The 22,188-nt window shown below is 59.6% G+C and carries 22 protein-coding genes; 15 read left to right on the top strand and 7 right to left on the bottom strand.

The annotated features are described in order from the left end of the window. Positions 1–21: 21 nt before the first annotated feature. The gene (locus C9E91_RS14385; protein ID WP_107109438.1) at positions 22–1,047 is read right to left on the bottom strand and encodes an RluA family pseudouridine synthase; all 1,026 of its coding nucleotides are present in this window, start codon (positions 1,045–1,047) and stop codon (positions 22–24) included. 49 nt (positions 1,048–1,096) lie between these two features. On the opposite strand from C9E91_RS14385, the gene C9E91_RS14380 reads away from it, so the two are divergent. Further along, entirely contained in the window at positions 1,097–1,474 is a 378-nt protein-coding gene (locus tag C9E91_RS14380) for a hypothetical protein (protein ID WP_107108979.1), read from the top strand. Positions 1,475–1,484: 10 nt separating this feature from the next. Then, the gene (locus C9E91_RS14375) at positions 1,485–2,315 is read left to right on the top strand and encodes a TrmH family RNA methyltransferase (protein ID WP_107108978.1); all 831 of its coding nucleotides are present in this window, start codon (positions 1,485–1,487) and stop codon (positions 2,313–2,315) included. A 24-nt stretch (positions 2,316–2,339) separates the two neighbouring features. Here the strand turns inward: C9E91_RS14375 and C9E91_RS14370 are convergent, their stop codons facing one another. Then, positions 2,340–3,533: a hypothetical protein gene (locus C9E91_RS14370; protein ID WP_107108977.1), complete on the bottom strand. Its 1,194-nt coding sequence runs from the start codon at positions 3,531–3,533 to the stop codon at positions 2,340–2,342. 190 nt (positions 3,534–3,723) lie between these two features. After that, positions 3,724–4,335, bottom strand: coding sequence for a DUF1134 domain-containing protein (locus C9E91_RS14365; protein ID WP_245407496.1), 612 nt, complete (start codon positions 4,333–4,335; stop codon positions 3,724–3,726). A gap of 306 nt (positions 4,336–4,641) precedes the next feature. Here C9E91_RS14365 and chpT point away from each other — a divergent pair, with 306 nt between their 5' ends. Next, the gene (gene chpT, locus C9E91_RS14360) at positions 4,642–5,289 is read left to right on the top strand and encodes a histidine phosphotransferase ChpT (protein WP_107108975.1); all 648 of its coding nucleotides are present in this window, start codon (positions 4,642–4,644) and stop codon (positions 5,287–5,289) included. A 209-nt stretch (positions 5,290–5,498) separates the two neighbouring features. Further along, positions 5,499–5,861, top strand: coding sequence for a response regulator (locus tag C9E91_RS14355; RefSeq protein ID WP_107108974.1), 363 nt, complete (start codon positions 5,499–5,501; stop codon positions 5,859–5,861). Positions 5,862–6,002: 141 nt separating this feature from the next. Here C9E91_RS14355 and ctrA read toward each other — a convergent pair whose 3' ends face one another. Further along, positions 6,003–6,704, bottom strand: a complete 702-nt coding sequence (gene ctrA, locus C9E91_RS14350; RefSeq protein ID WP_028751925.1) for a response regulator transcription factor CtrA — start codon at positions 6,702–6,704, stop codon at positions 6,003–6,005. Positions 6,705–7,145: 441 nt separating this feature from the next. Here ctrA and C9E91_RS14345 point away from each other — a divergent pair, with 441 nt between their 5' ends. Beyond that, positions 7,146–7,502 (top strand): flagellar export protein FliJ, encoded by a 357-nt coding sequence (locus C9E91_RS14345; RefSeq protein WP_028751924.1) that lies wholly within the window; start codon positions 7,146–7,148, stop codon positions 7,500–7,502. 187 nt (positions 7,503–7,689) lie between these two features. On the opposite strand, the gene C9E91_RS14340 is transcribed toward C9E91_RS14345, so the two are convergent. Further along, complete coding sequence (locus tag C9E91_RS14340) at positions 7,690–7,971, bottom strand: GNAT family N-acetyltransferase (protein ID WP_107108973.1); 282 nt, start codon at positions 7,969–7,971, stop codon at positions 7,690–7,692. Positions 7,972–8,142: 171 nt separating this feature from the next. On the opposite strand from C9E91_RS14340, the gene C9E91_RS14335 reads away from it, so the two are divergent. After that, positions 8,143–8,634: a paraquat-inducible protein A gene (locus C9E91_RS14335; protein ID WP_107108972.1), complete on the top strand. Its 492-nt coding sequence runs from the start codon at positions 8,143–8,145 to the stop codon at positions 8,632–8,634. 34 nt (positions 8,635–8,668) lie between these two features. Here C9E91_RS14335 and sciP read toward each other — a convergent pair whose 3' ends face one another. Continuing rightward, positions 8,669–8,944 carry a CtrA inhibitor SciP gene (gene sciP, locus C9E91_RS14330; RefSeq protein WP_004107124.1) on the bottom strand — a complete coding sequence of 92 codons (276 nt, stop codon included), beginning with the start codon at positions 8,942–8,944 and terminating at the stop codon, positions 8,669–8,671. A gap of 230 nt (positions 8,945–9,174) precedes the next feature. Beyond that, positions 9,175–9,969 (bottom strand): 3'(2'),5'-bisphosphate nucleotidase CysQ, encoded by a 795-nt coding sequence (gene cysQ / locus C9E91_RS14325; protein ID WP_107108971.1) that lies wholly within the window; start codon positions 9,967–9,969, stop codon positions 9,175–9,177. 327 nt (positions 9,970–10,296) lie between these two features. Here cysQ and C9E91_RS14320 point away from each other — a divergent pair, with 327 nt between their 5' ends. From C9E91_RS14320 to C9E91_RS14280, 9 genes are all read left to right on the top strand, one after another. Beyond that, complete coding sequence (locus C9E91_RS14320; protein ID WP_107108970.1) at positions 10,297–11,547, top strand: sarcosine oxidase subunit beta family protein; 1,251 nt, start codon at positions 10,297–10,299, stop codon at positions 11,545–11,547. Between the two features lie 13 nt (positions 11,548–11,560). Continuing rightward, entirely contained in the window at positions 11,561–11,839 is a 279-nt protein-coding gene (locus tag C9E91_RS14315; protein WP_107108969.1) for a sarcosine oxidase subunit delta, read from the top strand. Next, a complete protein-coding gene (locus C9E91_RS14310; protein WP_107108968.1) occupies positions 11,836–14,793 on the top strand; it encodes a sarcosine oxidase subunit alpha family protein in 2,958 nt (985 codons plus the stop codon). The genes C9E91_RS14315 and C9E91_RS14310 overlap by 4 nt, the downstream gene beginning before the upstream one ends. 7 nt (positions 14,794–14,800) lie before the next feature. Next, the gene (locus C9E91_RS14305; RefSeq protein WP_107108967.1) at positions 14,801–15,355 is read left to right on the top strand and encodes a sarcosine oxidase subunit gamma; all 555 of its coding nucleotides are present in this window, start codon (positions 14,801–14,803) and stop codon (positions 15,353–15,355) included. Between the two features lie 189 nt (positions 15,356–15,544). Continuing rightward, a complete protein-coding gene (locus C9E91_RS14300; RefSeq protein WP_107108966.1) occupies positions 15,545–17,971 on the top strand; it encodes a GcvT family protein in 2,427 nt (808 codons plus the stop codon). Between the two features lie 305 nt (positions 17,972–18,276). Continuing rightward, positions 18,277–19,179 carry a branched-chain amino acid ABC transporter permease gene (locus C9E91_RS14295; protein ID WP_107108965.1) on the top strand — a complete coding sequence of 301 codons (903 nt, stop codon included), beginning with the start codon at positions 18,277–18,279 and terminating at the stop codon, positions 19,177–19,179. Positions 19,180–19,183: 4 nt separating this feature from the next. Beyond that, positions 19,184–20,575 (top strand): high-affinity branched-chain amino acid ABC transporter permease LivM, encoded by a 1,392-nt coding sequence (gene livM, locus C9E91_RS14290; RefSeq protein WP_107108964.1) that lies wholly within the window; start codon positions 19,184–19,186, stop codon positions 20,573–20,575. Beyond that, on the top strand, positions 20,575–21,450 hold the full coding sequence (locus C9E91_RS14285) for an ABC transporter ATP-binding protein (protein ID WP_107108963.1): 876 nt from the start codon (positions 20,575–20,577) through the stop codon (positions 21,448–21,450). Before livM ends, C9E91_RS14285 begins: the two co-directional genes overlap by 1 nt. After that, positions 21,447–22,175, top strand: coding sequence for an ABC transporter ATP-binding protein (locus C9E91_RS14280; RefSeq protein WP_107108962.1), 729 nt, complete (start codon positions 21,447–21,449; stop codon positions 22,173–22,175). Before C9E91_RS14285 ends, C9E91_RS14280 begins: the two co-directional genes overlap by 4 nt. The last annotated feature ends 13 nt before the right edge of the window (positions 22,176–22,188 follow it).

Raw genomic sequence — 22,188 nt, 5'->3', positions numbered from 1 at the left:
ATGGGGTCTGGGGCCGCCTTCTCAATCCCGTAACGCTGCCGCCAGTTCCTCCATATCATCCGGCAGTGGCGCTTCGAAGTGCATGACTTCGCCGGTGCGAGGGTGTTCGAATTGCAGGAGGTAAGCGTGGAGTGCCTGGCGGGGGAAGCGGTTGACCACCTGCTTGGCAGCATCCGGCAGCAAATTGGCCTTGGTCTTGAAGCCACCGCCATAGACGGCGTCGCCGAGTAGGGGATGGCCGATATGGGCCATATGGACGCGGATCTGATGGGTACGGCCGGTTTCGAGATGGCAGTCGACCAGGGAGGCGAGCGCGGTGGCGTCCGGTGCCTCGTGAAAACGTTCAATAACTTCGTAGTGCGTGATCGCTTCGTCGGCGTCCTGATTGCCCGGACGCTTGACGGCGCGTCGGGTACGGTCGCCGGTGGAGCGGCCAAGCGGCGCGTCGATAGTCCCGATCAGTTGGCGGGGACGGCCCCAGACGATTGCCTGATAGGCGCGCTCCAGCGACCTCGTGCGGCCGTGGTCGGCGAATTGCAGGGAGAGGTGACGGTGGGCGACGTCGTTCTTGGCGACAACCATGACACCGGTGGTGTCCTTGTCCAGCCGGTGAACGATGCCGGGCCGGCGCACGCCGCCAATGCCGGAAAGGCTATCGCCGCAATGATGGATCAGGGCGTTGACCAGCGTGCCCGTCCAATTGCCGGCAGCGGGGTGAACGACGAGGCCAGCGGGCTTTGCAATGACGATGACGTCATCATCCTCGTAGAGTACGTCGAGCGGAATATCTTCGCCGAGCGGCGTCGGGTCTTCGGGTTCGGGCAGGGTGATCTGGTAGGTATCGCCAGGGCGCACCTTGCGTTTGGCGTCGGTTACCGGGGCTCCGTTGAGCAGAACGGCGCTATCCTTGATCAGGGCCTGGATACGGCTGCGGGAAAATTCCTCGCCGACCTGCGCCGTCAGCCATGCATCGAGCCGGCCTTCGGCTGTTTCATCGGCGGTTAGGACTTTTCTAATGCCCGCGGCTTCTTTAAAGGGGTCGCTCAAACGCATTTCTCCGGCGCACTGGGCGCTCTCTAGGGAATAGGACGCATCGATGACGAATCTCGAGCTAGACGATCAAGAGGAAAAGCCCCTCGATCCGGCCCTGGAAAATGTCCGACGCAAGATGATACGCCTGCAGATCGTCTCGGCTGCCATCATGGTGGTGAGCCTTATGGCGGTGTTCGGCGCTGTTGTCTACAAGACGATGCGCCCCGCGCCGAAAGCGGCGGGCTCTGCTGCCTCGAATATTCCTTCGGAAGCACCGGTGGCAGTGACCGCAGCGCTGCCGCAGGGTTTTACCGTGCAGTCCACGGCGCTTTCCGGAAACCAGGTGCTGTTCTATGGCACGCTTGCTAGCGGCCAGCGCCAGGCTATCGTCTTCGACTATGCTGTCGGACGTATCGTCGCGACCATATCGCTTTCTAACTGACGGCTTTGGGATGACAGGCGACCGGCTGATCGAGATCACGCATCCCGACGATCCGCGCATCGCCGAATTTCGCGATATCCGCGAGCGTGATCTCGTGGGCCGCGACAACCGCTTCATTGCCGAGGGCACGGTAGTGCTGCGGCTTCTGGTCGAAGCGCACGCGGCCGGCGGAGAATTCGTCGCCGAAAAAGTGCTGCTGCTGCGCAACCGCGCCGCGGGGCTGGAAGAAATCATCGCTGCCTTTCCGCCTGACGTGCCGGTCTATGTTGCCGATGCCTCGGTGTTGGACGGCATTGTCGGTTTTCATCTGCACCGCGGCGTGCTGGCGCTCGGCCGGCGCAAGGCGGAAGCGGATATCGACGCCTTTCTCGATCGTTTGCCGGAGCGGGCGCTTGTTCTTGCGGGCTGCGGCATTTCCAATCACGACAATGTCGGTTCGATGTTCCGCAATGCCAGCGCCTTCGGGGCCGATGGGGTGCTGCTCGACGAGACCTGCTGCGATCCGTTGTACCGTAAGGCACTGCGCGTCTCTGTCGGTTCGGTGCTGACCGTGCCCTATAGCCGTCAATTGAGCGATGTCGATCTGCTGACTGCGCTCGCGGAGCGCGGTTTTGCCATCTGGAGCCTTTCTCCGCGCGGCGACACCGATATCCGTGCCGTTCCGCCAGCCGATAGGATGGCGCTGGTGGTCGGCACCGAAGGGGCGGGGTTGCCGCAGAAGATCCTGTCGGCCTTTGGCAGCTTGCGGATACCGCAGGCGCCGGGCCTCGACAGCCTAAACGTGGCAACGGCAAGCGGCATCGCGCTTTTCACGATGGCGTCGTTGATCAAACGCGTCTGAAATTTCCGTCCTTGTATCGAGCGCTCATGGCTGCTTGGGCAGCAGGGCGGCGGCACGGTCGGCAAGGCTGATGCGTGCGCCTTGCTCGGCGGCGGTCGTCTCCTTTGGCAGGAGATCGAGGATCGGAGATTTGTCGCCTTCCTTGAGGGCGGTCAGCGCCACCATGTTGGCGGCGATGTTGGCGATCTCTTCCCGCATGGCCTGATCATGCGAAGGCGAGCGTGATTTTAGCAGGCGGTCGGAAATGGCTGCAGCGCGGTTGCGCACTTCCTCCGTCATTTGAGCGATGTCGTCTTCCACGTTGTGTTCCGGTTCTGCTGCGTTGGCGTCATGATCATCAATGTCCACGATCCTCGGTCCGACCGGGGGCTTGGAGCCGTTGGTCTGTTTCCCTGGCGGAACAAGACCGGCGGCCCGCAGTGCGCGGCCGGCTTCCTCCGCCTCGGCACTGGCCGTTTCCAGTTTTTCCTTTAGGCGTGCCACGTCATGAACGTGGCGTTCGATCGCGGTTTCCTTATCGGCATTGTCCGCAATCTCGCGGTCCAGCCGCTCCTCGAGCCGTTGGGCCTTGTCGCTTCCCTGGCCCAGTCGCAATTCTGCATCCTTGGCGCGGAGGCTTGCAAGGTTCAGGTCGTGGCGCAGCGTGTCGCGCTCGTCCCGCATCGTTTTGAGACGAAGCTTCAGGCTCTCGATTTCGGTCTCGCGGGTGGCAAGATCAATCTTCAGATTGTCGGCGTCGGCGCCCATCTTGGTCATCCGCTTGCGCAGGCCATCGATGTCGGCATCCTTCACTGCTCCGACCTGTTCGGCGGTATGAATGCCGGATTTGAGCTGGCTGATATAGCTTTCCTCACGGCGCAGGCGCGAGCGCAGTTCACCGGCTTCGACCTCGAGATCGTCGATCCTAGTCCGCAATTCGGTGTTTTCGGCGGCGAAGCGACCGGCCTCCTGCTGGAGCTTGCCGTTGCGGATCTGCAGGGCGACGCTCTTGTCGCGCTCCTGCGTCAGCGCCTGCTCGGTCTTGGCGTTTTCGGCGGCGAAAAGGGCGCGCGCCATGTCCTTTTGCGCGCGTACTTCTTGCGGGCTCAGCGGCATGGTCGCTTTCAGCCGTTTTTCCGTGAACCAAACGATGCGGCGATGCACTGCGGGCGCGATCAGGAAGACCAGAAAGGCGGCGGTCAGAAAGCCCAATCCAAACAGTAGAGCGAATTCAATCACGGCGCAGCCAGTATCTAGGAGTTGTTTTCAATCTCAATACAGTGATTAAGCAAATGATTAAGCATGGGGCGGCCATGCGGGCAAGCATTTAAATCGGATATGGTTTACCGGCACCCCGGGCGTTCGCGACAAGAAAAGGCCCGCAATCTGTGCGGGCCAGGGGATGAATCGACGTGATATCGCCGGGGGATCAGAAGGGATTCCAGGTCGGGTTCGGCGTAACCTTGAGGTAGCCCAGGTTGACGCCGAGACGAGCGCCGAGGCCGGTGCGGATCGGCACCAGCACGATGTCGTTGTTCTTCAGCACGGTCATTCCGACGCCGGCGACGACGAAGGCCTGGCCGCTGACGCCGCCAAAGCGGGTGTAGACGCTGTCGATGTTCGGCAGGTCATAGACGAGCATCATGACGCGGGTGCCCTGGCCGCCGTAGTCGAGGCCGAGCGACGGGCCCTGCCAATAGAGCGGGTGCTCGCCGGCGTTCTTGGTGTTGAGCTGGCCTTCGCCATAGGTCAACCCAGCGATGAAGGCGCCGGAGCCTTCCTGGCCGAGGATGTAGCCGTTCGGCAGGCCGTATTGCTGAAAGGCCCGTTCGACCACCTTTGCGAGGCCGCCGCTGGTCGAGCCGAAGAAGGAATGACCGGCATCGACGATTTCCTGCATCGAATATTGGTTGTTGGCCGCGGCGGCGGCCGGACGCACCGGCAGCGCGAAGCTTACGAACGCAACGATGGCTAAGATCAGGCCAAGGCCGACCGTTCTCGTGCCGGGGCGGGGCATTCTCTTCAGGAGTTGATAGCGCATGACATTCATCCGTTCATCATGGTCGGTGCAATCGGGAGCGGATGCCCTGCGCATTCGCACGAACGCGCCGAGTGTACCTCGCTCCTCAGTCCAGACCGTTCCGCCCATGTTCCGCACCGCGAATCGCGTGCGCAAGGATCTGGTGGTGATGAATGCATTTTGCGGCGATCATCTTAACAATCGGTTTACCAAATATGGTGTCTTTATGGCGTGCGGTACGCCGCCTGCGGCAACCCTCGGGCAATCTTGCCGTGGCAACGTAGAATCATACTGCGTTCCGCCTAGTCAGCATTCAGGAGACAATGAATGTCGAAGAATCCGAACCTCACCTTGACCGGACCTGATCTGGCCGCGCTGCTATGCAGCCGCGTTTGCCATGACGTGATCTCCCCGGTCGGTGCGATCAACAATGGCCTGGAGCTGCTCGACGAGGGCGGTGCCGATGCCGATGCGATGGAGCTGATCCGCACAAGCGCGCTCAATGCCTCTGTCCGCCTCAAATTCGCACGCCTTGCCTTCGGTGCGTCCGGCTCGGTCGGCGCCTCGATCGACACGGGCGAAGCAGAACGCGCCGCCAAGGATTTTGCCGCCGCCGAAAAGAAGACCGAGGTCAGTTGGGTTGGTCCGCGCGCCATCGTTGCCAAGAACCGCGTGAAGCTGCTGCTCAATCTCTTTTTGGTCGCTTACGGCTCGATTCCGCGCGGTGGCAATATCGAGGTCACGCTGGAAAATCCCGAATTCGAGGCCAAGTTCACGATCATCGCCAAGGGGCGGATGATGCGCGTGCCGCCGAAATTCGCGGAAATCTGCTCGGGTGCGTTGGAAGAGGCGGTTGATGCCCATTCCATCCAGCCCTATTACACGGTGCTTTTGGCAGACGAGAGTGGCATGGAACTCTCCTATAACGCTACACCGGAAGAGCTGACGTTCACCGCGTCCATGCGCAGCGAATAAGCGCCATTACGCATGATTTATCTGATGATCCCGCCGCCGAATGTCCGGTGGCGGGATTATCTTTAGGTGTATCGCCGCCCTCGCACATTCTTTCGGTTGTTCGCGCAATTATGAATACAACGGTAACGATTCCTTAGCCTCGTGCGCCTATCGTCCCAATTTGAGGATGGCGCCAGATAGGTGGGCGGCCGTGCGTAAAGGAGTTGATGATGCAGCGATTCATGATTACGGACGCGTCGGATGTCGTGCGTAAGGTCGGCAAGCGGATTCTCTCCGAGCTCGATTTTCTTGTCAGCGAAGCCGCCGATGCCCGTGAAGCGCTGTCGCGGTGCCAGGCTGAAATCCCTGACTATCTGATCGTCGACGCCGGCATGGAAGGCGCCCTCGATCTCATTGCCAGCATCCGCGCCATGCCGGATGGCAAAGACGTCAAGATCTACTACTGTGTCGTCGAGGCGGATTTGCGCAAGCTGATGGCGGGCAAACGCGCTGGTGCCACCGATTTTCTGCTGAAGCCTTTCGACCGCAAGATCCTGACGGCGGTTTTCGGCAATCGGGCCATCGCGGCCTAATATCTGACGCCAGATATTGACGGAATGGACGACGGCCGCTTTTTGAGCGGCCTTATTTTTTGCATCTATGAGATAGGCAACAAAAAATCCCGCCGGAAGGGCGGGATTTTTGATGGTTCGGCGGTGATCGGGGAGGGCGGCTTAGGCGCTTTCGGCGAACTCGCTGCTGTCGGGCTCGCGCAGCACATAACCACGGCCCCATACGGTTTCGATATAGTTGGCGCCGCCGGCGGCGTTAGCGAGCTTCTTGCGCAGCTTGCAGATGAAGACGTCGATGATCTTCAGTTCCGGCTCGTCCATGCCGCCATAGAGGTGGTTGAGGAACATTTCCTTGGTGAGGGTGGTGCCCTTGCGGAGCGAAAGCAGCTCCAGCATCTGGTATTCCTTGCCGGTCAGATGCACGCGCTGGCCACCGACTTCGACGGTCTTGGCGTCGAGATTGACGATCAGTTCGCCGGTCATGATCACCGACTGGGCATGGCCCTTGGAGCGGCGAACGATGGCGTGAATGCGGGCGACCAGCTCGTCCTTGTGGAAAGGCTTGGTCATGTAGTCGTCGGCACCGAAGCCGAGACCGCGAACCTTGTCTTCAATACCGGCCATGCCGGAGAGGATCAGGATCGGTGTCTTGACCTTCGACAGACGCAGCGTACGAAGCACTTCGTAGCCGGACATGTCGGGAAGGTTAAGATCAAGTAGAATGATATCGTAGTCGTAGAGCTTTCCGAGATCGACGCCTTCTTCACCGAGATCGGTGGTGTAGACGTTGAAACTTTCGGATTTGAGCATCAGCTCGATGCTCTGCGCTGTCGCGCTATCGTCTTCAATGAGTAGAACCCGCATAATTATCCCCTTTACCGCCGCCGAAAGGTCGTCAGCCCCCTTACGCGATACCGATCAAATCACTGCCTGATTTGGAAGCTGCCACGGAATGGTTAACAAATTCTGATTCACTCTGGCAAGACGTATCGAATTTATTAAATAATTTTTCCATTCCACTGTTTTCCAATAATAATCAGCAAATATCTTTCCTAAGGTGTTGCATTAAGAAGACACGCTAAGTGATTCATTCGACTCACCAATGCCAACATCTCGAATTCCGATCGCGGCATTTACTGACCCTTAAATGATCGTCCCTATCATTAACGATGCCCGTAAACGAAAGGTTACCAGCGGTAGGTTTTTATTAAGATCGCTGGAAATTTTTTTAACCAAGCCGTTTCAAAGCGGTGCGGTGGGTCAACATATCGAGAGCCGGGGTCTCGCATCACGGGAGTAATGCGTATGAAGTCACGTGAGAGCCTAACGCGCCTGAAGGAGTTTCAGGTGAACGAAAAACGCCGTCAACTGCAGCAACTGCAGATGATGATGGCGGAATTCGACCGTATGACAAAGGATCTGGAGAGCCAGATCGTGCTGGAAGAGAAAAAGTCCGGCATTTCCGATCCGAACCACTTTGCCTATCCGACCTTTGCCAAGGCCGCACGTCAGCGCGCGGACAATCTGCAAGTGTCGATCCGGGAATTGCAGGTGCAGGAAGAGGCGCTGGAAACATCGCTGGAAGAAATGCAGGCCGAATATGCCAAGGCCGCAGCGCTCGAAGAGCGCGATGGCTCGGGCCCGATGAGGGCACGCGCCTGAATTAACCATTCTGTCGCCATGTCTTGATCCTCACATAGTTCCGTTCCGAAATCGGAACGATTTTTGGGATTATGCGAGAAGCGACGGAAGGCGGCTCGAAAGCCGTGCATGACTGGCCATGGTGGATGGCCGGCCATGCACGGCTTTTGGTGTTTTCAAAAGGAGATTCTCGATCTCCAGTGCGCGGCTACATATTCACCACATCGCGCCATTCTTCGTGGCGCTGGGCCTGCGCCTTGAAAAAAGGGCAGAGTGGAATGATCTTCCAGCCGCCATTGCGGGCCTCTTCGACGGCGTGAAGGGCGAGCGCCTGACCGACGCCCTTGCCGCGAAGCGCATCGGGAACACCGGTATGGTCGATGATGATCAGCTTGGGGGAGGCGCGCGAGAAGGTCATCTCGGCTTCGTGGCCCTCGACTGTCGCGACATAGCGTCCGCCCGATGCGTTGTCTTCGTTGCGGATGTCCATGATTGTCCTCTGACCTGCAATGTTTCGGTTCGACGTCGGTTAACGTCCTGTCTTAGGTCGATGCTAACAAACCTGTCGCCGCTGGCAAGCAGCGGTCGCTGAGGGTTGCCGCCGTTCGAAAAACGATTTTGATTTTCGGGCTTCTGCGCTATGCGGGCTGTGATAAGGGCGATGCAACCACTTGAGAGGTTTCAGGCACCAATGCGCAATCTGCAAGCTGTGCTTCTGGTCACTGTCCCGTTTCTGCTAGCTTTCGGCCTTGTGTTGCCGCTGGTCCGTCTCGAAAAGCTTTATTTCTTCAGCGATACGCCATCCTTGCTCGGCATCATCGCTTCCCTCTGGCAGACGGAAAACTATCTTCTTGCCGCCATTGTCGCGCTGGTCTCCGTGGCGCTGCCGATCTTGAAGACCGTGAGCCTTGCCGTTGAAGCGATGGGAACGCGGAGAAAAAGTGAGGGCGGGTTCTTTTTCGACCATATCGTGCCGCAGTTGGCGCGCTGGTCGATGGCGGACGTGCTGCTGGTGGCGATCGTCATTGCCGCCGCCAAGACCAGTGGGTTCGCCACTGCGTTTACGCAGCCGGGCCTATGGTTCTATGCGGGTTCCACCATGATTTCGGGCCTTCTTCATATCCTGTTGAGGAAGGAAAAAGGCCCGAAATAAAGATCAAACTGATGTCGCGTCGGTGTTGCAGCCGTCAGTGACGATACTGCTGTATGCGGGTCGTCCGCAGGCCGGCAAGACCATGGGTATTGATGGACGACTGCCAGGAGAGGAATTCTTCGACAGTGAGCGTATAACGCTCGCAAGCTTCTTCCAAGCTCAGCAGACCACCGCGCACCGCGGCGACAACCTCGGCCTTACGACGGATAACCCAGCGGCGCGTGTTCGGCGGCGGCAGGTCGGCGATCGTAAGCGGGCTGCCATCGGGGCCGATGACATACTTCACTCGGGGACGTATCATTTCGGTCATTGGACTCTCTACACATACTCAAGACCACGGGAGCCACTCTAACTTGCCACATTTAAAAATTGCCTAAGCGCTTGGTAACACTTTGATAATAATTTTAAGGAAAGCCGGCGCGAGCTGATTTGCGTGGTGATGGCGACGCAGAAAATCCGGCAATTCGCTGTTATCGCAACGGAAAAGCCGGTTGTTCTATGAGTTTTCGTCAGTGAAAACTTACGCTTCTGGAGTGGTGTTTAGGCGTCGACCAGGCTTTTCCCGCCGCCCCAGCAGATGAAATTGGGGTTGGCAAAATCGCTATCTTCGCTCTGATCGATCTTGCCGTAAGCAAGCGGGCGGCCATCGAGCGTGACGGTCGAGCCGCCTGCAGCGCGCAAAACTGCGTCACCGGCGGCCGTGTCCCATTCCATCGTGCGCGTGAAGCGCGGATAGACGTCGGCCTTGCCTTCGGCCAGCAGGCAGAATTTCAGGGAAGAGCCGATCGACGTGCAGGCGGTGACGGCATTTTCCGCCAGGAAACTATCCGTCTTCGGGCTGCTGTTGCAGCGGCTGGCGAGCGCCAGCAAATGCTCGGGCCGGGCGCGTACCGCGATTGCGGAACGGTCGGCAATGGTGAAATGGTCGGTGACGGCGAGCTTACGTGCCTTGCCGGCCTCGCCGGTGAAGGCAATGCCGAGCGCCGGCGCAAAGACGATCCCGGCGACCGGGACGCCATTCTGGATATAGGCGATATTGACGGTGAACTCGTCGCGATGTTCGATGAATTCGCGCGTACCGTCGAGCGGATCCACCAGGAAGAAAGGGCGGCCGCGAACGTCGGGAATCTTACCGGCAGACACCGATTCCTCGGCAACCGCGGGAATGGCCGGAAAGTCGCGCGTCAGATGTTCGAGAATAATGTGCTCGGCGCGTTCATCGGCAATGGTGACGGGACTCATATCCTGCTTCAAGGCGACGGCATAACCGGCACGGTAGACCTCCAATATGGCCTTACCTGCCTCAAGGGCCGCTTTTTCAAAGGTCGCGAGCATTCGCCTTGTCGTCTTTCCGCAGCTCGTCCGTGTTTCGAGCTTAAAGATATAATATTTAAGAGGTCTTCACTTCAAAATTTAGACCTCGTGCCGATCACGTTTCAACCGCCTAACGCTTGGATCGGGCTTCTGCAACGGGGGTTCGCATCCATGCGCCGTTGTCGACAACATCTCTGGGTGCCGCGTGTTCTTTAAGATACAGTGCCTCGCCTTGCTGCGCATTCGGGAAAGAACATGTTCTGTTTGCGAAGGTTTTCCGTCCTTTCCGGACTTGTCGTTTCTGCTGCATATGCAAATGTGTAGCCGCGTAGAGACCGGGATTGATACATGCGTTATTCGGCATATCAGCTTCTGAAGCAGGCGCTTTCAGGAAACCGTCATTGGCAGCCTGTCTGGCGAACTCCGGAGCCGAAATCGCATTATGACGTCATCATCGTCGGTGGTGGCGGGCATGGACTGGCAACGGCCTATTATCTCGCCAAGGAGTTCGGCATTACCAACGTCGCGGTCTTGGAAAAGAGCTATCTCGGCTCCGGCAATGTGGGCCGCAATACCACGATCATCCGCTCCAACTATCTCTTGCCCGGCAACGAGCCGTTCTATGAATTTTCGATGCAGCTTTGGGAAGGGTTGGAGCGGGATTTCAATTACAATGCCATGATCTCCCAGCGCGGTATCATCAATCTTTTCCACTCCGATGGGCAACGCGACGCCTATGCCCGGCGCGGCAATGCCATGCGGATGCACGGGGTCGATGCGGAACTGCTGAACCGCGATCAGGTCCGCAAGATGATGCCCTATCTCAATTTCGATCACGCGCGCTTTCCGATCCTGGGCGGGTTGCTGCAGGCGCGGGGCGGCACAGCGCGGCACGATGCCGTCGCCTGGGGCTATGCGCGCGGCGCCGACAGCCGCGGCGTCGATCTCATCCAGCAATGCGAGGTGATTGGCATTCGCCGCGAAGGTGGCGTGGTGACCGGTGTCGAGACCACGCGCGGCTTCATCGGCTGCAACAAGCTGGCGCTGGCGGCGGCTGGCCATACTTCTATTCTTGGGCGCATGGCGGATCTGGAACTGCCGATCGAAACCCATGTGCTGCAGGCGTTCGTCACGGAAGGGCTGAAGCCGGTACTCGATCACGTCATCACCTACGGCGCCGGCCACTTCTATATATCGCAGTCGGATAAGGGCGGTTTGGTCTTCGGCGCCGATATCGACTATTACAGCTCCTATGCTCAGCGCGGCAATCTCGCCACCGTCGAACATACGATGGAGGAGGGGGTGTCGCTGATCCCCGGCCTGTCGCGCGTCCGCGTGCTGCGTAGCTGGGGCGGGGTGATGGATATGAGCATGGACGGCTCGCCGATCATCGACCGCACGCCGATCGACAATCTCTATTTGAACTGCGGCTGGAATTATGGCGGCTTCAAAGCGACGCCCGCCTCCGGCTTCTGCTTCGCGCACCTGATCGCAAAGGGTGAAAGCCATGAGGTCAGCCGCCTCCTGCGCCTCGATCGTTTCGAACGCGGTTTTGTGATCGATGAAAGCGGCAAGGGTCCGCAGCCGAATCTGCATTGAGGGCACGAAACAAATGGCAAGCCTGATCACCTGCCCGCATTGCGGCACGCGCCCGAAAGAAGAGTTCACCATTCGCGGTTCTGCTTCCGCCGATCGTCCGGCGCCATCCGCACCGGATGAAGACTGGCATCGTTATGTCTATATCCGAGACAACGAGCGCGGGCGCATTCTCGAATATTGGCACCATGCGGCCGGTTGCCGCCGCTGGCTGATCGTCGACCGCAGCAATGTCACCCATGAGGTCTTCTCCGTCACCGATGCCGCGGACAAGGCGAAGGAGGCGGCGCAATGACGGCCTATCGCCTTTCTTCCGGCGGCCTCGTCAACCGCAGCCGGCCGCTTTCGTTCAAGTTCGACGGTAGGGAAATGAAGGGGATGGAGGGCGATACGCTCGCCGCAGCCCTTCTTGCCAACGACCAATTGCTCGTTGGCCGCAGCTTCAAATATCATCGTCCGCGCGGAATTCTGACGGCGGGCTCGGCCGAGCCGAACGCGCTGGTGACGATCGGTAAGGATGGGCGCGGGGAGCCGAATACACGCGCCACAGTCGCCGAACTCTATCAAGGCATGACCGCCGTCAGCCAGAACCGCTGGCCGTCACTGAAGTATGACATTGCCTCGTTCAATGGTCTCCTCTCGCCCTTCCTCGGCGCCGGCTTCTACTACAAGACCTTCATGTGGCCCTCGGCTTTCTGGGAAAAGGTTTATGAGCCGCTGATCCGCCGTGCCGCCGGTCTCGGCAAGACGGCGATGCGGGCCGATCCCGATCGCTATGAGAAGGCCTGGGCGTATTGTGATCTGCTGGTGATCGGTTCCGGCCCGGCCGGGCTGATGGCGGCGCTGACGGCTGCGCGCACGGGGCTCCGCATCATTCTTGCAGACGAAGGATTTCGTCTGGGCGGATCGCTGCTGTCGGAGAGATTGTCGATCGGCGGCGTCGCCGCGGATGTTTTCGTTCATGCGGCGCTCGACGAACTCCAGAGCTTCGAGAACGTCACTTTGATGCCACGCACGACGGTCTTCGGCTGGTACGACGACAATGTCTTCGGTGCGGTCGAAAAAGTGCAGAAGCATGTGGCGATGCCGTCGCCCGATCTGCCGGTCGAGCGTCTCTGGCGCATCGCCGCCAAACGCGCCATCCTGGCGACCGGCGCGGAAGAGCGGCCCCTGGTGTTTGGCGGCAATGACAGACCGGGCGTGATGATGGCTGGTGCGATGCGCAGCTATCTCAATCGCTATGGCGTTGTGGCGGGCCAGAAGGTGGCGGTGTTCACCAATGGCGGGTCCGGCTATCGCACGGCACTGGATCTGGCGGCGGAAGGCGTCGAAATATCGGCCATTATTGATACGCGCAGCGCCTCTTCAGATGTTGCGCCGCAGGGTGTTCGCATCATTCATGGCGGCACCGTACAGGCCACGAAGGGCCGGCATCGCATCAGCGGCGTGATTGCCGATCGTGGCGGCTTGGACGAATTTATCGCCTGCGATGCGCTTGCCATGTCCGGCGGCTGGTCGCCGATCATTCATCTTGCCTGTCAGCGTGGCGCAAAGCCGGTGTGGTCGGACGAGCAACAGGCCTTCATGGCGCCGACGGTCGGCGGCGAGATGGAGATTGCCGGATCGGCTGCGGGTATCGACAGTGTTTCCGGCTGTCTCGCCGATGGCGCTGCAAAGGCACGGTTGATCGTCCAAAGTCTCGGGCGCAGGGCGCAGGAGGCTGAGATGCCGGAGGTCGAAGGCGATTACGATCCGTCCTTTGCGGCCATCTGGCATGTGCCGGGCGCCAAGGACAAGGCTTTCGTCGACTTCCAGAACGATGTGCATGCGAAAGACTTGGGCTTGGCCCTGCGCGAAGGCTTTGGTCATGTGGAGCACGCCAAGCGTTATACGACGAGCGGAATGGCGACCGACCAGGGTAAACTCGGCAATGTCAACGCCGCCGGCCTCATCGCCGGCATGCGCGGCGTCAGCCCGGCGGCTGTCGGCACGACGACGTTCCGGCCTTTCTATACGCCCGTCTCCTTCGGTGCCCTGGCGGGTACGGCGCGCGATAAGCATGCGCAGCCGGTGCGGGAATCACCTCTGCATGGCTGGGCGAAGAAAAATGGTGCGACCTTCGTCGAAGCGGGCCTTTGGTATCGCTCCGCCTGGTTTGCGCGCCCGGGTGAGAAAGACTGGCGCGACAGCGTCGACCGCGAGGTGCTGAATGTCCGCAACAATGTCGGCCTCTGCGATGTCTCGACGCTCGGCAAGATCGAAGTGTTCGGCAAGGATGCGGCGGAGTTTCTCAACCGGCTCTATTCCAATACCTTTTTGAAACTGCCGATCGGCAAGGCGCGCTATGGGCTGATGCTGCGCGAGGACGGCATGGTGTTCGACGACGGGACGACGAGCCGGCTGTCGCCAAACCATTTCTTCCTCACCACCACGACCGCGATGGCTGGAGAGGTGATGGCGCATATGGAATTCTGCGCCCAGACCCTTTGGCCGCAGCTCGACGTGCGTTTCGTCTCCTCGTCGGATCAATGGGCACAGATGGCGATTGCTGGGCCGAAGGCGCGGCTGGTTCTGGAACAGATTGTCGAGGACGATATTTCCGACGCGTTCTTCCCGTTCCTTGCCGCCGCAGAAGTGATGCTGAAGGGCGGTTTGAAGGCGAGACTGTTCCGCATCTCTTTCTCCGGTGAACTGGCCTATGAGCTCGCCGTTCCCGCTGGCTATGGCGAGGCTGTGGCGGATGCCATTATGGAAGCGGGTAAGGCGCACAGTATTTGCGCTTACGGGGTTGAGGCGCTGAATGTGCTCCGCGTCGAGAAGGGGCATATCACCCACAATGAGCTGGATGGCCGCACCACGCCCGATGATGTAGGCCTCGGCCGGATGATGGCGACGCAGAAGCCGGATTTCATCGGCAAGCGGCTTTCGACCCGCTTTGGCCTGACCGCCGCCGATCGTGTCCAGCTCGTCGGGCTGAAGCCAGTCGATGCCACCAAGGAAATCCGGGCGGGTGCGCACCTCCTGAAAGAAGGCGCAAAGCCGTCGACGGCGAATGATCAGGGCCATGTTTCTTCCGCCTGCTTCTCACCGGTTCTTGGCCATTTCATCGCATTGGCCTTCCTGAAATCCGGCCGCGAGCGGATCGGTGAACATGTGATCGTCTGGGATGGGTTGCGCGGCGAGGAGGTGATTGCCGAGGTGTGCAATCCGGTCTTCGTCGATCCTGCCAACAAGAAGCTTTTGGGATGAGGGATCGATGAGCGTCGCATATCAGAACCGGCATGTGCTGGAAGACCACATCTCCGGCTTCGAGGCGGAACCCAATCCGAACCATCTCGCCGTCGTCCGCCGTCCCGTTATATTTTCCGTGCTCGCCCATGCGGGCCAGGAAGCCTGGACGTTGGCGGCGCTGAACGCCATGGCGGATATTTCGGTGCGCCAGGCGGGGCCGGGCGAGTGGCTGGTGGTGTCGGACGTGTTGGGAGCCGAGAGCCTGGCGCGTGATCTTGCGCTATTGGATGCCGGCCGCGTTTCCTTCTTCGAACAAAGCGACGGCCGTGTGCTGCTGCGCCTTTCGGGTCCGAGTGTCCGGCGTATTCTGGCGAAATGCGTGGCTGTGGACTTGCACCCGCAGGTCTTCGCCGAGGGGCGGTCGGCCAACATGCTGTGCTGCCACGTCAGCGCCAATCTGGCCCACACCGGCCCCTACCTTTTCGAGATCATCGTCCCTCGCTCCTATGCCGGAAGCGTCTTCGAGGAGCTGATGGAGATGGGGCGCGAGTTCGCCCTGACGGCAGGGTTTGCTGATTGAGCGGCTAAGGGCTTATGCGCCAGGAAATAAATGGCGCGATCCGAACAATTGTGATGGCGCAAACAGACATATCGGTTTCGCAGTTCGGGCTATTTGGCCTCACGGATAGTCTCTAGGCTGCCCTGCAAATACGGTCGGTTGGGCGGGGAAACTCTCGCCGACTTCGCGCCGAACACAGGGGATTTCGGGATGAAAAGCCATGCCAAGGTCGTCGTCATCGGCGGTGGGGTCGTCGGATGTTCGGTGCTTTATCATCTGACGAAATTCGGCTGGACGGATGTCGTGCTGCTGGAGCGCTCCGAGCTGACATCGGGTTCGACCTGGCACGCGGCCGGCGGCATGCACACGATCAATGGCGATCCCAACGTCGCCAAGCTGCAGAAATATACGGTCGAGCTCTACAAGGAAATCCAGGACTATTCCGGCCAGGATATCGGCCTGCACATGACGTCCGGCCTGATGCTGGCGGCGACGCCGCAGCGTTTCGACTGGCTGAAATCGATCCTCGCCAAAGGGCGTTACAACGGCCTGGAGGCGACATTGCTGACGCCGAAGGAAGCGCATGCGATGATGCCGCTTCTTGATCCCGACCAGTTCGTCGGCGCGCTCTATGATCCCGTCGAAGGTCATCTCGATCCCTATGGCACCACGCATGCCTATGCGCGCTCGGCAAAGAAGAACGGTGCAGAGATTTACCTGCACACCAAGGTCGAGGAGCTGGTGCAGCGCGAGGACGGTTCCTGGCGGGTGATGACCAATCAGGGCGAGATCGTCGCTGAGCATGTCGTCAATGCCGCCGGCCTCTGGGCGCGCGAGGTAGGCCGCATGGTCGGGCTGGAACTGCCGGTGCTTGCTATGGAGCACATGTATCTGATCACCGAGGACATGCCGGAGGTTGCCGACTTCAACAGGACGACCGGTAAGGAGCTGATGCACTGCGTCGATTTCGACGGCGAGATCTATCTGCGCCAAGAGCGGCAGGGCATGCTGATGGGCACATACGAAAAGGCTTGTCGCCCCTGGTCGCCGGTGACGACGCCCTGGGATTTTGGCCATGAGCTGCTGGCCGAGGATATCGAGCGCATCACGCCAGAACTCGAAGTCGGTTTCCGCCATTTCCCCGCCTTCAACAATGCCGGCATCAAGAAGATTATCAACGGCCCCTTTACCTTCTCGCCGGATGGCAATCCGCTGGTCGGGCCGGTGCGGGGGCTGACGAACTACTGGTCTGCCTGCGCGGTCATGGCCGGCTTCAGCCAGGGCGGCGGCGTGGGGCTGGCGCTTGCCAACTGGATGATCCATGGCGATCCCGGCTTCGACGTCTTCGCCATGGATGTCTCCCGTTACGGTGACTATGCGACGCTGGCATATACCAACGCCAAGGTGCGCGAGAACTATGCGCGGCGTTTCTCCATCCGCTATCCCAACGAGGAACTGCCGGCGGCACGGCCGCTGCTGACGACGCCGATCTACGACAAGCTCAAATCTGCTGGTGGCGTCTTCGGCGCATCTTATGGACTGGAACAGGCACTGTGGTTCGCGCCGGCGGGTGAAGCGGATGAGTTCTCCTGGCGGCGTTCCAATGATTTCGACGTGGTCGGCGCGGAGGCGAAGGCGGTGCGCGACAGCGTCGGCCTGATGGAGACCTCCGGCTTTGCCAAATATTCGGTCAAGGGACCGGGCGCGGAAGCCTTTCTTGATCGGCTGCTGGCCTGCCGTATTCCGGCCGTCGGCCGTATGACGCTGGCGCCGATGCTGAAGCATGACGGCAAGCTGATAGGCGACTTCACGCTCGCCAAACTGGGCGAGGGGGATTTCCTCGTCATAGGCTCCGGCATAGCCGAGGCCTATCATATGCGCTGGTTCGAGAGCCAATTGCCCAAGGACGGATCGGTAGAGCTGAAGGCGCTCGGTCTGTCGCTGCTTGGACTTTCGATCGCGGGGCCGAATGCGCGCAAGCTCTTGGAAAAGCTGACGCATCAGGATCTCTCCGCAGCCGCTTTTCCTTTCATGTCCATCCGCCGCATGGATCTCGGCATGGCGCCCGCCATCGTCGGCCGCGTCTCCTACACCGGCGATCTCGGTTATGAGATCTGGATGAAGCCGGAATATCAGCGCTACCTCTTCGATCTGTTGATGGAGGCGGGTGCCGAATTCGGTATCAAGCTCTTCGGTCTTAGGGCATTGAACGCGCTACGCCTCGACAAATCCTATGGCAGTTGGGCACGCGAATACCGCCCGCTTTATGGGCCGCTGGAGGCGGGGCTTGGCCGATTCGTGGCGCTATCCAAGGAGGCCGATTTCATCGGCAAATCGGTGGCGGCCAGGGAGAAGGCGGAGGGAGGGGCCTTGCGGCTGCGCACGTTTATTCTCGCAGCGAAAGATGCCGATGTTATCGGTGATGAGCCGATCTATCACAACGGCGCCGTCTGCGGCTGGGTGACCTCGGGCGGCTATGCGCACGCCTCCGGCGTCTCGGTCGCCGTTGGTTACGTGCCGAAAGAGATTGCCGACGAGACGCAGGGATGGTCGATCGAACTGCTCGGCGAAATACTGCCTGCGACATTGCAGTCGCAGCCGTTGTTCGATGCCGAAGGTGCGCGCATGCGCTCCTGACCGTCAGGTCTGAAGGGAAGAGAGCGGGCTTCTCAGGAGCCCGTTTCTGAAGAGATTTTTTTGACCGAAATACACAGGCGGATTGTCTTGGCTATTTTTGAGCCAGAGAATGCTGTTTTTCTATCTTTTCTGGCTCGAATTGCGTCATTGCGCCGCCTTTTGAAAAGATTTTGTCAATTTCCTGCCTTTTTGGCTTCACATTTCCTTCGAAAACAGTATGGAATCGCCCCTACGGGCCCTCTTGAAGGAAACCCTAACCAATAAGAGATGCGGTCGATGAACTCCGCATCCAGGGGAAATGACATATGGATTATTTTATCCAGCAGCTCCTTAACGGGCTGACTCTCGGGTCAATTTACGGCCTGATCGCCATTGGCTATACCATGGTTTACGGCATCATCGGCATGATCAACTTTGCTCATGGCGACGTGTTCATGCTCGGCGGATTCGCCGCTCTTATCACTTACCTGGTTCTCGTATCGCTGTTTGCAGGACTGCCGGTGGCAATCATGCTTCTGGTGATGCTCATCGTCGCCATGTTGATGACGAGCCTGTGGAATTGGGTGATCGAGCGTGTCGCTTATCGGCCGCTGCGCGGTTCGTTCCGCCTGGCGCCGCTGATCACCGCGATCGGCATGTCGATCGTGCTGTCGAACTTCATCCAGGTCGCACAGGGCCCGCGCAACAAGCCGATCCCGACGCTGGTGGGCGATGTCTACAACATCGGCGGCGTATCGCTGTCGTTGAAGCAGATCATCATCTTCATCTGCACGGTCGTTCTGCTCGCTGCTTTCTGGTATCTGGTCAACAAGACCGCGCTTGGCCGCGCCCAGCGCGCCACGGAGCAGGATCGCAAGATGGCGGCACTGCTTGGCATCAATGTCGACCGCACCATTTCCGTCACCTTCATCATGGGCGCAGCGCTCGCCGCTGTCGCTGGCACGATGTACCTGATGTATTATGGTGTCGCCAACTTTACCGATGGCTTCGTTCCCGGTGTCAAGGCGTTCACCGCGGCCGTTCTCGGAGGCATCGGCTCGTTGCCGGGTGCCGTTCTCGGCGGACTGATGATCGGTTTCATCGAGTCGTTCTGGTCGGGCAATTTCGCTATCGCGTACAAGGATGTCGCGACCTACGGCATCTTGGCCTACGTGTTGATCTTCAAGCCGACGGGTATTCTCGGACGGCCGGAAGTCGAAAAGGTATAACGCCATGGCAAGTTCAAATTTCGTTCCAGGCAAGACCGCGCCCGGCCTTGTCCAGAAAGGGCTTACCGACGCCCTTTGGACAGCGCTCATCGCATTCGGCATGTTCGTGCTCTATATCGGCCTGAAGACCGAGCAGAATATCGACAACCAGTTGATCATCATTCAGCGCTGGGGCCTGTTGGCATCCATCGTCGCGATCGCTGCAGTCGGCCGTTTCGTCATGACGGTGTTCGTACAGCCCAATCTGGCGGCCATGAAAGCCGCCAAGGCGAAGGCTCCGCCCGTCGAAGCCGAACCCGGCTTCATCTCGAAGAACTTTAACGCGATAGCGCTGGTCTTCCTGCTCGTCTATCCGCTGTTGGCGCTGGCGCTTTTCGGTGCGCAGGGATCGTTGACCTATGTCGACAATTTCGGCATCCAGATCCTGATCTATGTGATGCTTGCCTGGGGCCTGAACATCGTCGTCGGTCTCGCCGGCCTGCTCGACCTCGGTTACGTCGCCTTCTATGCGGTCGGAGCTTATTCCTACGCGCTTCTGTCGACGCATTTCGGCCTGTCCTTCTGGATCCTGCTGCCGTTGTCTGGCATCTTCGCCGGGTTGTGGGGCATGATCCTCGGCTTCCCGGTGCTGCGCCTGCGCGGCGACTATCTGGCCATCGTGACGCTGGCTTTCGGTGAAATCATCCGGATCGTCATCACCAACTGGACGGATCTTACCCGCGGCAGTTTCGGCATTTCCAACATCACCAAGGCCTCGCTGTTCGGATTTTATACCTTCGATCTCAAGGATCCGCACAACGTCATCAAGACTTTCGGCCTGCCGATCTCGTCGGCCTGGTACAAGATCTTCCTGTTCTACGTCATCCTGGCGCTCTGCATGCTGACCGCCTATGTGACGATCCGGCTGCGGCGGATGCCGATCGGCCGCGCCTGGGAAGCCTTGCGCGAAGACGAAATCGCCTGCCGCTCGCTCGGCATCAATACGGTGACGACGAAGCTGACGGCATTCGCCACCGGCGCGATGTTTGGCGGCTTCGCCGGCTCGTTCTTTGCCGCGCGTCAGGGCTTCGTCTCGCCGGAATCCTTCGTGTTCCTCGAATCGGCTGTCATCCTGGCTATCGTCGTGCTTGGCGGCATGGGTTCGCTGAAGGGCATCGCCATCGCCGCGATCGCCATGGTGGGCGGCACGGAATTGCTGCGCGACATGGGCTTCCTCAAGATAATTTTCGGTGCTGATTTCACCCCGGAACTCTACCGTATGCTGATTTTCGGGCTCGCCATGGTGGTCGTGATGATCATCAAGCCGCGCGGCTTCGTCGGCACGCGCGAGCCGACCGCCTTCCTCAAGGAGCGGAAAGCGGTCTCCGGCAGCTTTACAAAGGAGGGCCACGGCTGATGAACGCTGTGACCGCAATCCCCGACGACATCCTGCTGAAGGTCGATCACCTGTCGATGAAGTTCGGCGGCCTGATGGCGATCAACGACTTCTCATTCGAGGCCAAGCGCGGCGATATTACCGCGCTGATCGGACCGAACGGCGCCGGCAAGACCACTGTGTTCAACTGCATCACCGGTTTCTACAAGCCGACGATGGGGATGATTACGCTCAATCAGAAGAGTGGCAAGCAGTTCCTCCTGGAGCGGCTGCCGGATTTCCGGATCACGCGCGAAGCCAAGGTGGCGCGCACATTCCAGAACATCCGCCTGTTCTCGGGCCTGACCGTGCTTGAAAACCTGCTGGTCGCGCAACACAACAAGCTCATGCGCGCGTCCGGCTTTACCGTGCTTGGTCTGCTCGGCATCGGCAAATATCGCGCCGAGGCCAAGAATGCCATCGAGCTGGCACGCTTCTGGCTGGAGAAGGCCGATCTTGTCGATCGCGCCGACGATCCGGCCGGCGATCTTCCGTACGGCGCGCAACGTCGTCTGGAAATTGCCCGTGCCATGTGTACTGGCCCCGAACTCCTATGCCTGGACGAGCCGGCCGCCGGTCTCAACCCGCGCGAGTCGCTGGTGCTCAACGAATTCCTGCGCAGCATTCGCAAGGATGCCGATACGTCGATCCTTCTGATCGAACACGACATGTCCGTGGTGATGGAAATCTCCGACCATGTCGTCGTGCTGGAATACGGACAGAAGATTGCCGATGGTACGCCGGATGAGGTCAAGAACGATCCGAGAGTGATCGCGGCCTATCTGGGTGTCGAAGATGAAGAAGTGGAAGAGGTGATTGCCGAAGTCGAGCACCTCCAAGAGGGCGAACATCGATGACGGGGCAACCGCTTCTGAAAGTTGAAGGCGTCGAAACCTATTACGGCAATATCCGCGCCCTTGCCGGCGTAAATGTTGAAGTCAACAGCGGCGAAATCGTCAGCCTGATCGGCGCCAACGGTGCCGGCAAGTCGACATTGATGATGACGATTTGCGGCAGCCCGCAAGCCCGCACTGGTTCGGTGACCTTCGACGGCCGCGACATTACCCACATGCCGACCCATGAGATCGCCCGGCTGCGTATCGCGCAGTCACCCGAGGGGCGGCGCATCTTCCCGCGCATGACGGTCTATGAAAACCTGCAGATGGGTGCGAGCCTCGACAAGCTCAAATATTTCAATGAGGACGTCGAGAAGATCTTCACCCTGTTTCCACGCTTGAAGGAGCGTCAGTCGCAGCGTGGTGGTACGCTGTCGGGCGGCGAGCAGCAGATGCTGTCGATCGGCCGTGCGCTGATGGCGCGCCCGAAGCTGCTTCTGCTCGACGAGCCGTCGCTCGGCCTCGCGCCGCTGATCGTCAAGGGCATTTTCGAAGCCATCAAGGTTCTGAACAAGAGCCAGGGGCTCACCGTCTTCCTGGTCGAGCAGAACGCTTTTGCGGCCCTGAAGCTTTCCGACCGCGCCTATGTCATGGTCAACGGCCGGGTGACGATGAGCGGCTCCGGCCAGGAACTGCTCGCCAATCCGGAAGTGCGTTCCGCCTATCTCGAAGGCGGTCACCATTGAGCCCCGTTCTGCG

The organism is Rhizobium sp. SEMIA4064, assembly GCF_003025035.1.
Classification (GTDB): Bacteria; Pseudomonadota; Alphaproteobacteria; order Rhizobiales; family Rhizobiaceae; genus Rhizobium; species Rhizobium paranaense.
The sequence above is the reverse complement of the archived record's forward strand: the minus strand, read 5'-3'. Positions and strand labels throughout refer to the sequence as shown.

Coding starts and splice junctions, on each gene's coding strand:
- livM (WP_107108964.1), top strand. CDS start 19,184: ATGGCAAGTTCAAATTTCGTTCCAGGCAAGACCGCGCCCGGCCTTGTC.
- C9E91_RS14320 (WP_107108970.1), top strand. CDS start 10,297: ATGCGTTATTCGGCATATCAGCTTCTGAAGCAGGCGCTTTCAGGAAAC.
- C9E91_RS14345 (WP_028751924.1), top strand. CDS start 7,146: ATGAAGTCACGTGAGAGCCTAACGCGCCTGAAGGAGTTTCAGGTGAAC.
- C9E91_RS14380 (WP_107108979.1), top strand. CDS start 1,097: ATGACGAATCTCGAGCTAGACGATCAAGAGGAAAAGCCCCTCGATCCG.
- C9E91_RS14280 (WP_107108962.1), top strand. CDS start 21,447: ATGACGGGGCAACCGCTTCTGAAAGTTGAAGGCGTCGAAACCTATTAC.
- C9E91_RS14300 (WP_107108966.1), top strand. CDS start 15,545: ATGAAAAGCCATGCCAAGGTCGTCGTCATCGGCGGTGGGGTCGTCGGA.
- C9E91_RS14315 (WP_107108969.1), top strand. CDS start 11,561: ATGGCAAGCCTGATCACCTGCCCGCATTGCGGCACGCGCCCGAAAGAA.
- C9E91_RS14365 (WP_245407496.1), bottom strand. CDS start 4,335: ATGCGCTATCAACTCCTGAAGAGAATGCCCCGCCCCGGCACGAGAACG.
- C9E91_RS14340 (WP_107108973.1), bottom strand. CDS start 7,971: ATGGACATCCGCAACGAAGACAACGCATCGGGCGGACGCTATGTCGCG.
- ctrA (WP_028751925.1), bottom strand. CDS start 6,704: ATGCGGGTTCTACTCATTGAAGACGATAGCGCGACAGCGCAGAGCATC.
- C9E91_RS14355 (WP_107108974.1), top strand. CDS start 5,499: ATGCAGCGATTCATGATTACGGACGCGTCGGATGTCGTGCGTAAGGTC.
- C9E91_RS14305 (WP_107108967.1), top strand. CDS start 14,801: ATGAGCGTCGCATATCAGAACCGGCATGTGCTGGAAGACCACATCTCC.
- C9E91_RS14295 (WP_107108965.1), top strand. CDS start 18,277: ATGGATTATTTTATCCAGCAGCTCCTTAACGGGCTGACTCTCGGGTCA.
- C9E91_RS14335 (WP_107108972.1), top strand. CDS start 8,143: ATGCAACCACTTGAGAGGTTTCAGGCACCAATGCGCAATCTGCAAGCT.
- C9E91_RS14375 (WP_107108978.1), top strand. CDS start 1,485: ATGACAGGCGACCGGCTGATCGAGATCACGCATCCCGACGATCCGCGC.
- sciP (WP_004107124.1), bottom strand. CDS start 8,944: ATGACCGAAATGATACGTCCCCGAGTGAAGTATGTCATCGGCCCCGAT.
- cysQ (WP_107108971.1), bottom strand. CDS start 9,969: ATGCTCGCGACCTTTGAAAAAGCGGCCCTTGAGGCAGGTAAGGCCATA.
- C9E91_RS14285 (WP_107108963.1), top strand. CDS start 20,575: ATGAACGCTGTGACCGCAATCCCCGACGACATCCTGCTGAAGGTCGAT.
- chpT (WP_107108975.1), top strand. CDS start 4,642: ATGTCGAAGAATCCGAACCTCACCTTGACCGGACCTGATCTGGCCGCG.
- C9E91_RS14310 (WP_107108968.1), top strand. CDS start 11,836: ATGACGGCCTATCGCCTTTCTTCCGGCGGCCTCGTCAACCGCAGCCGG.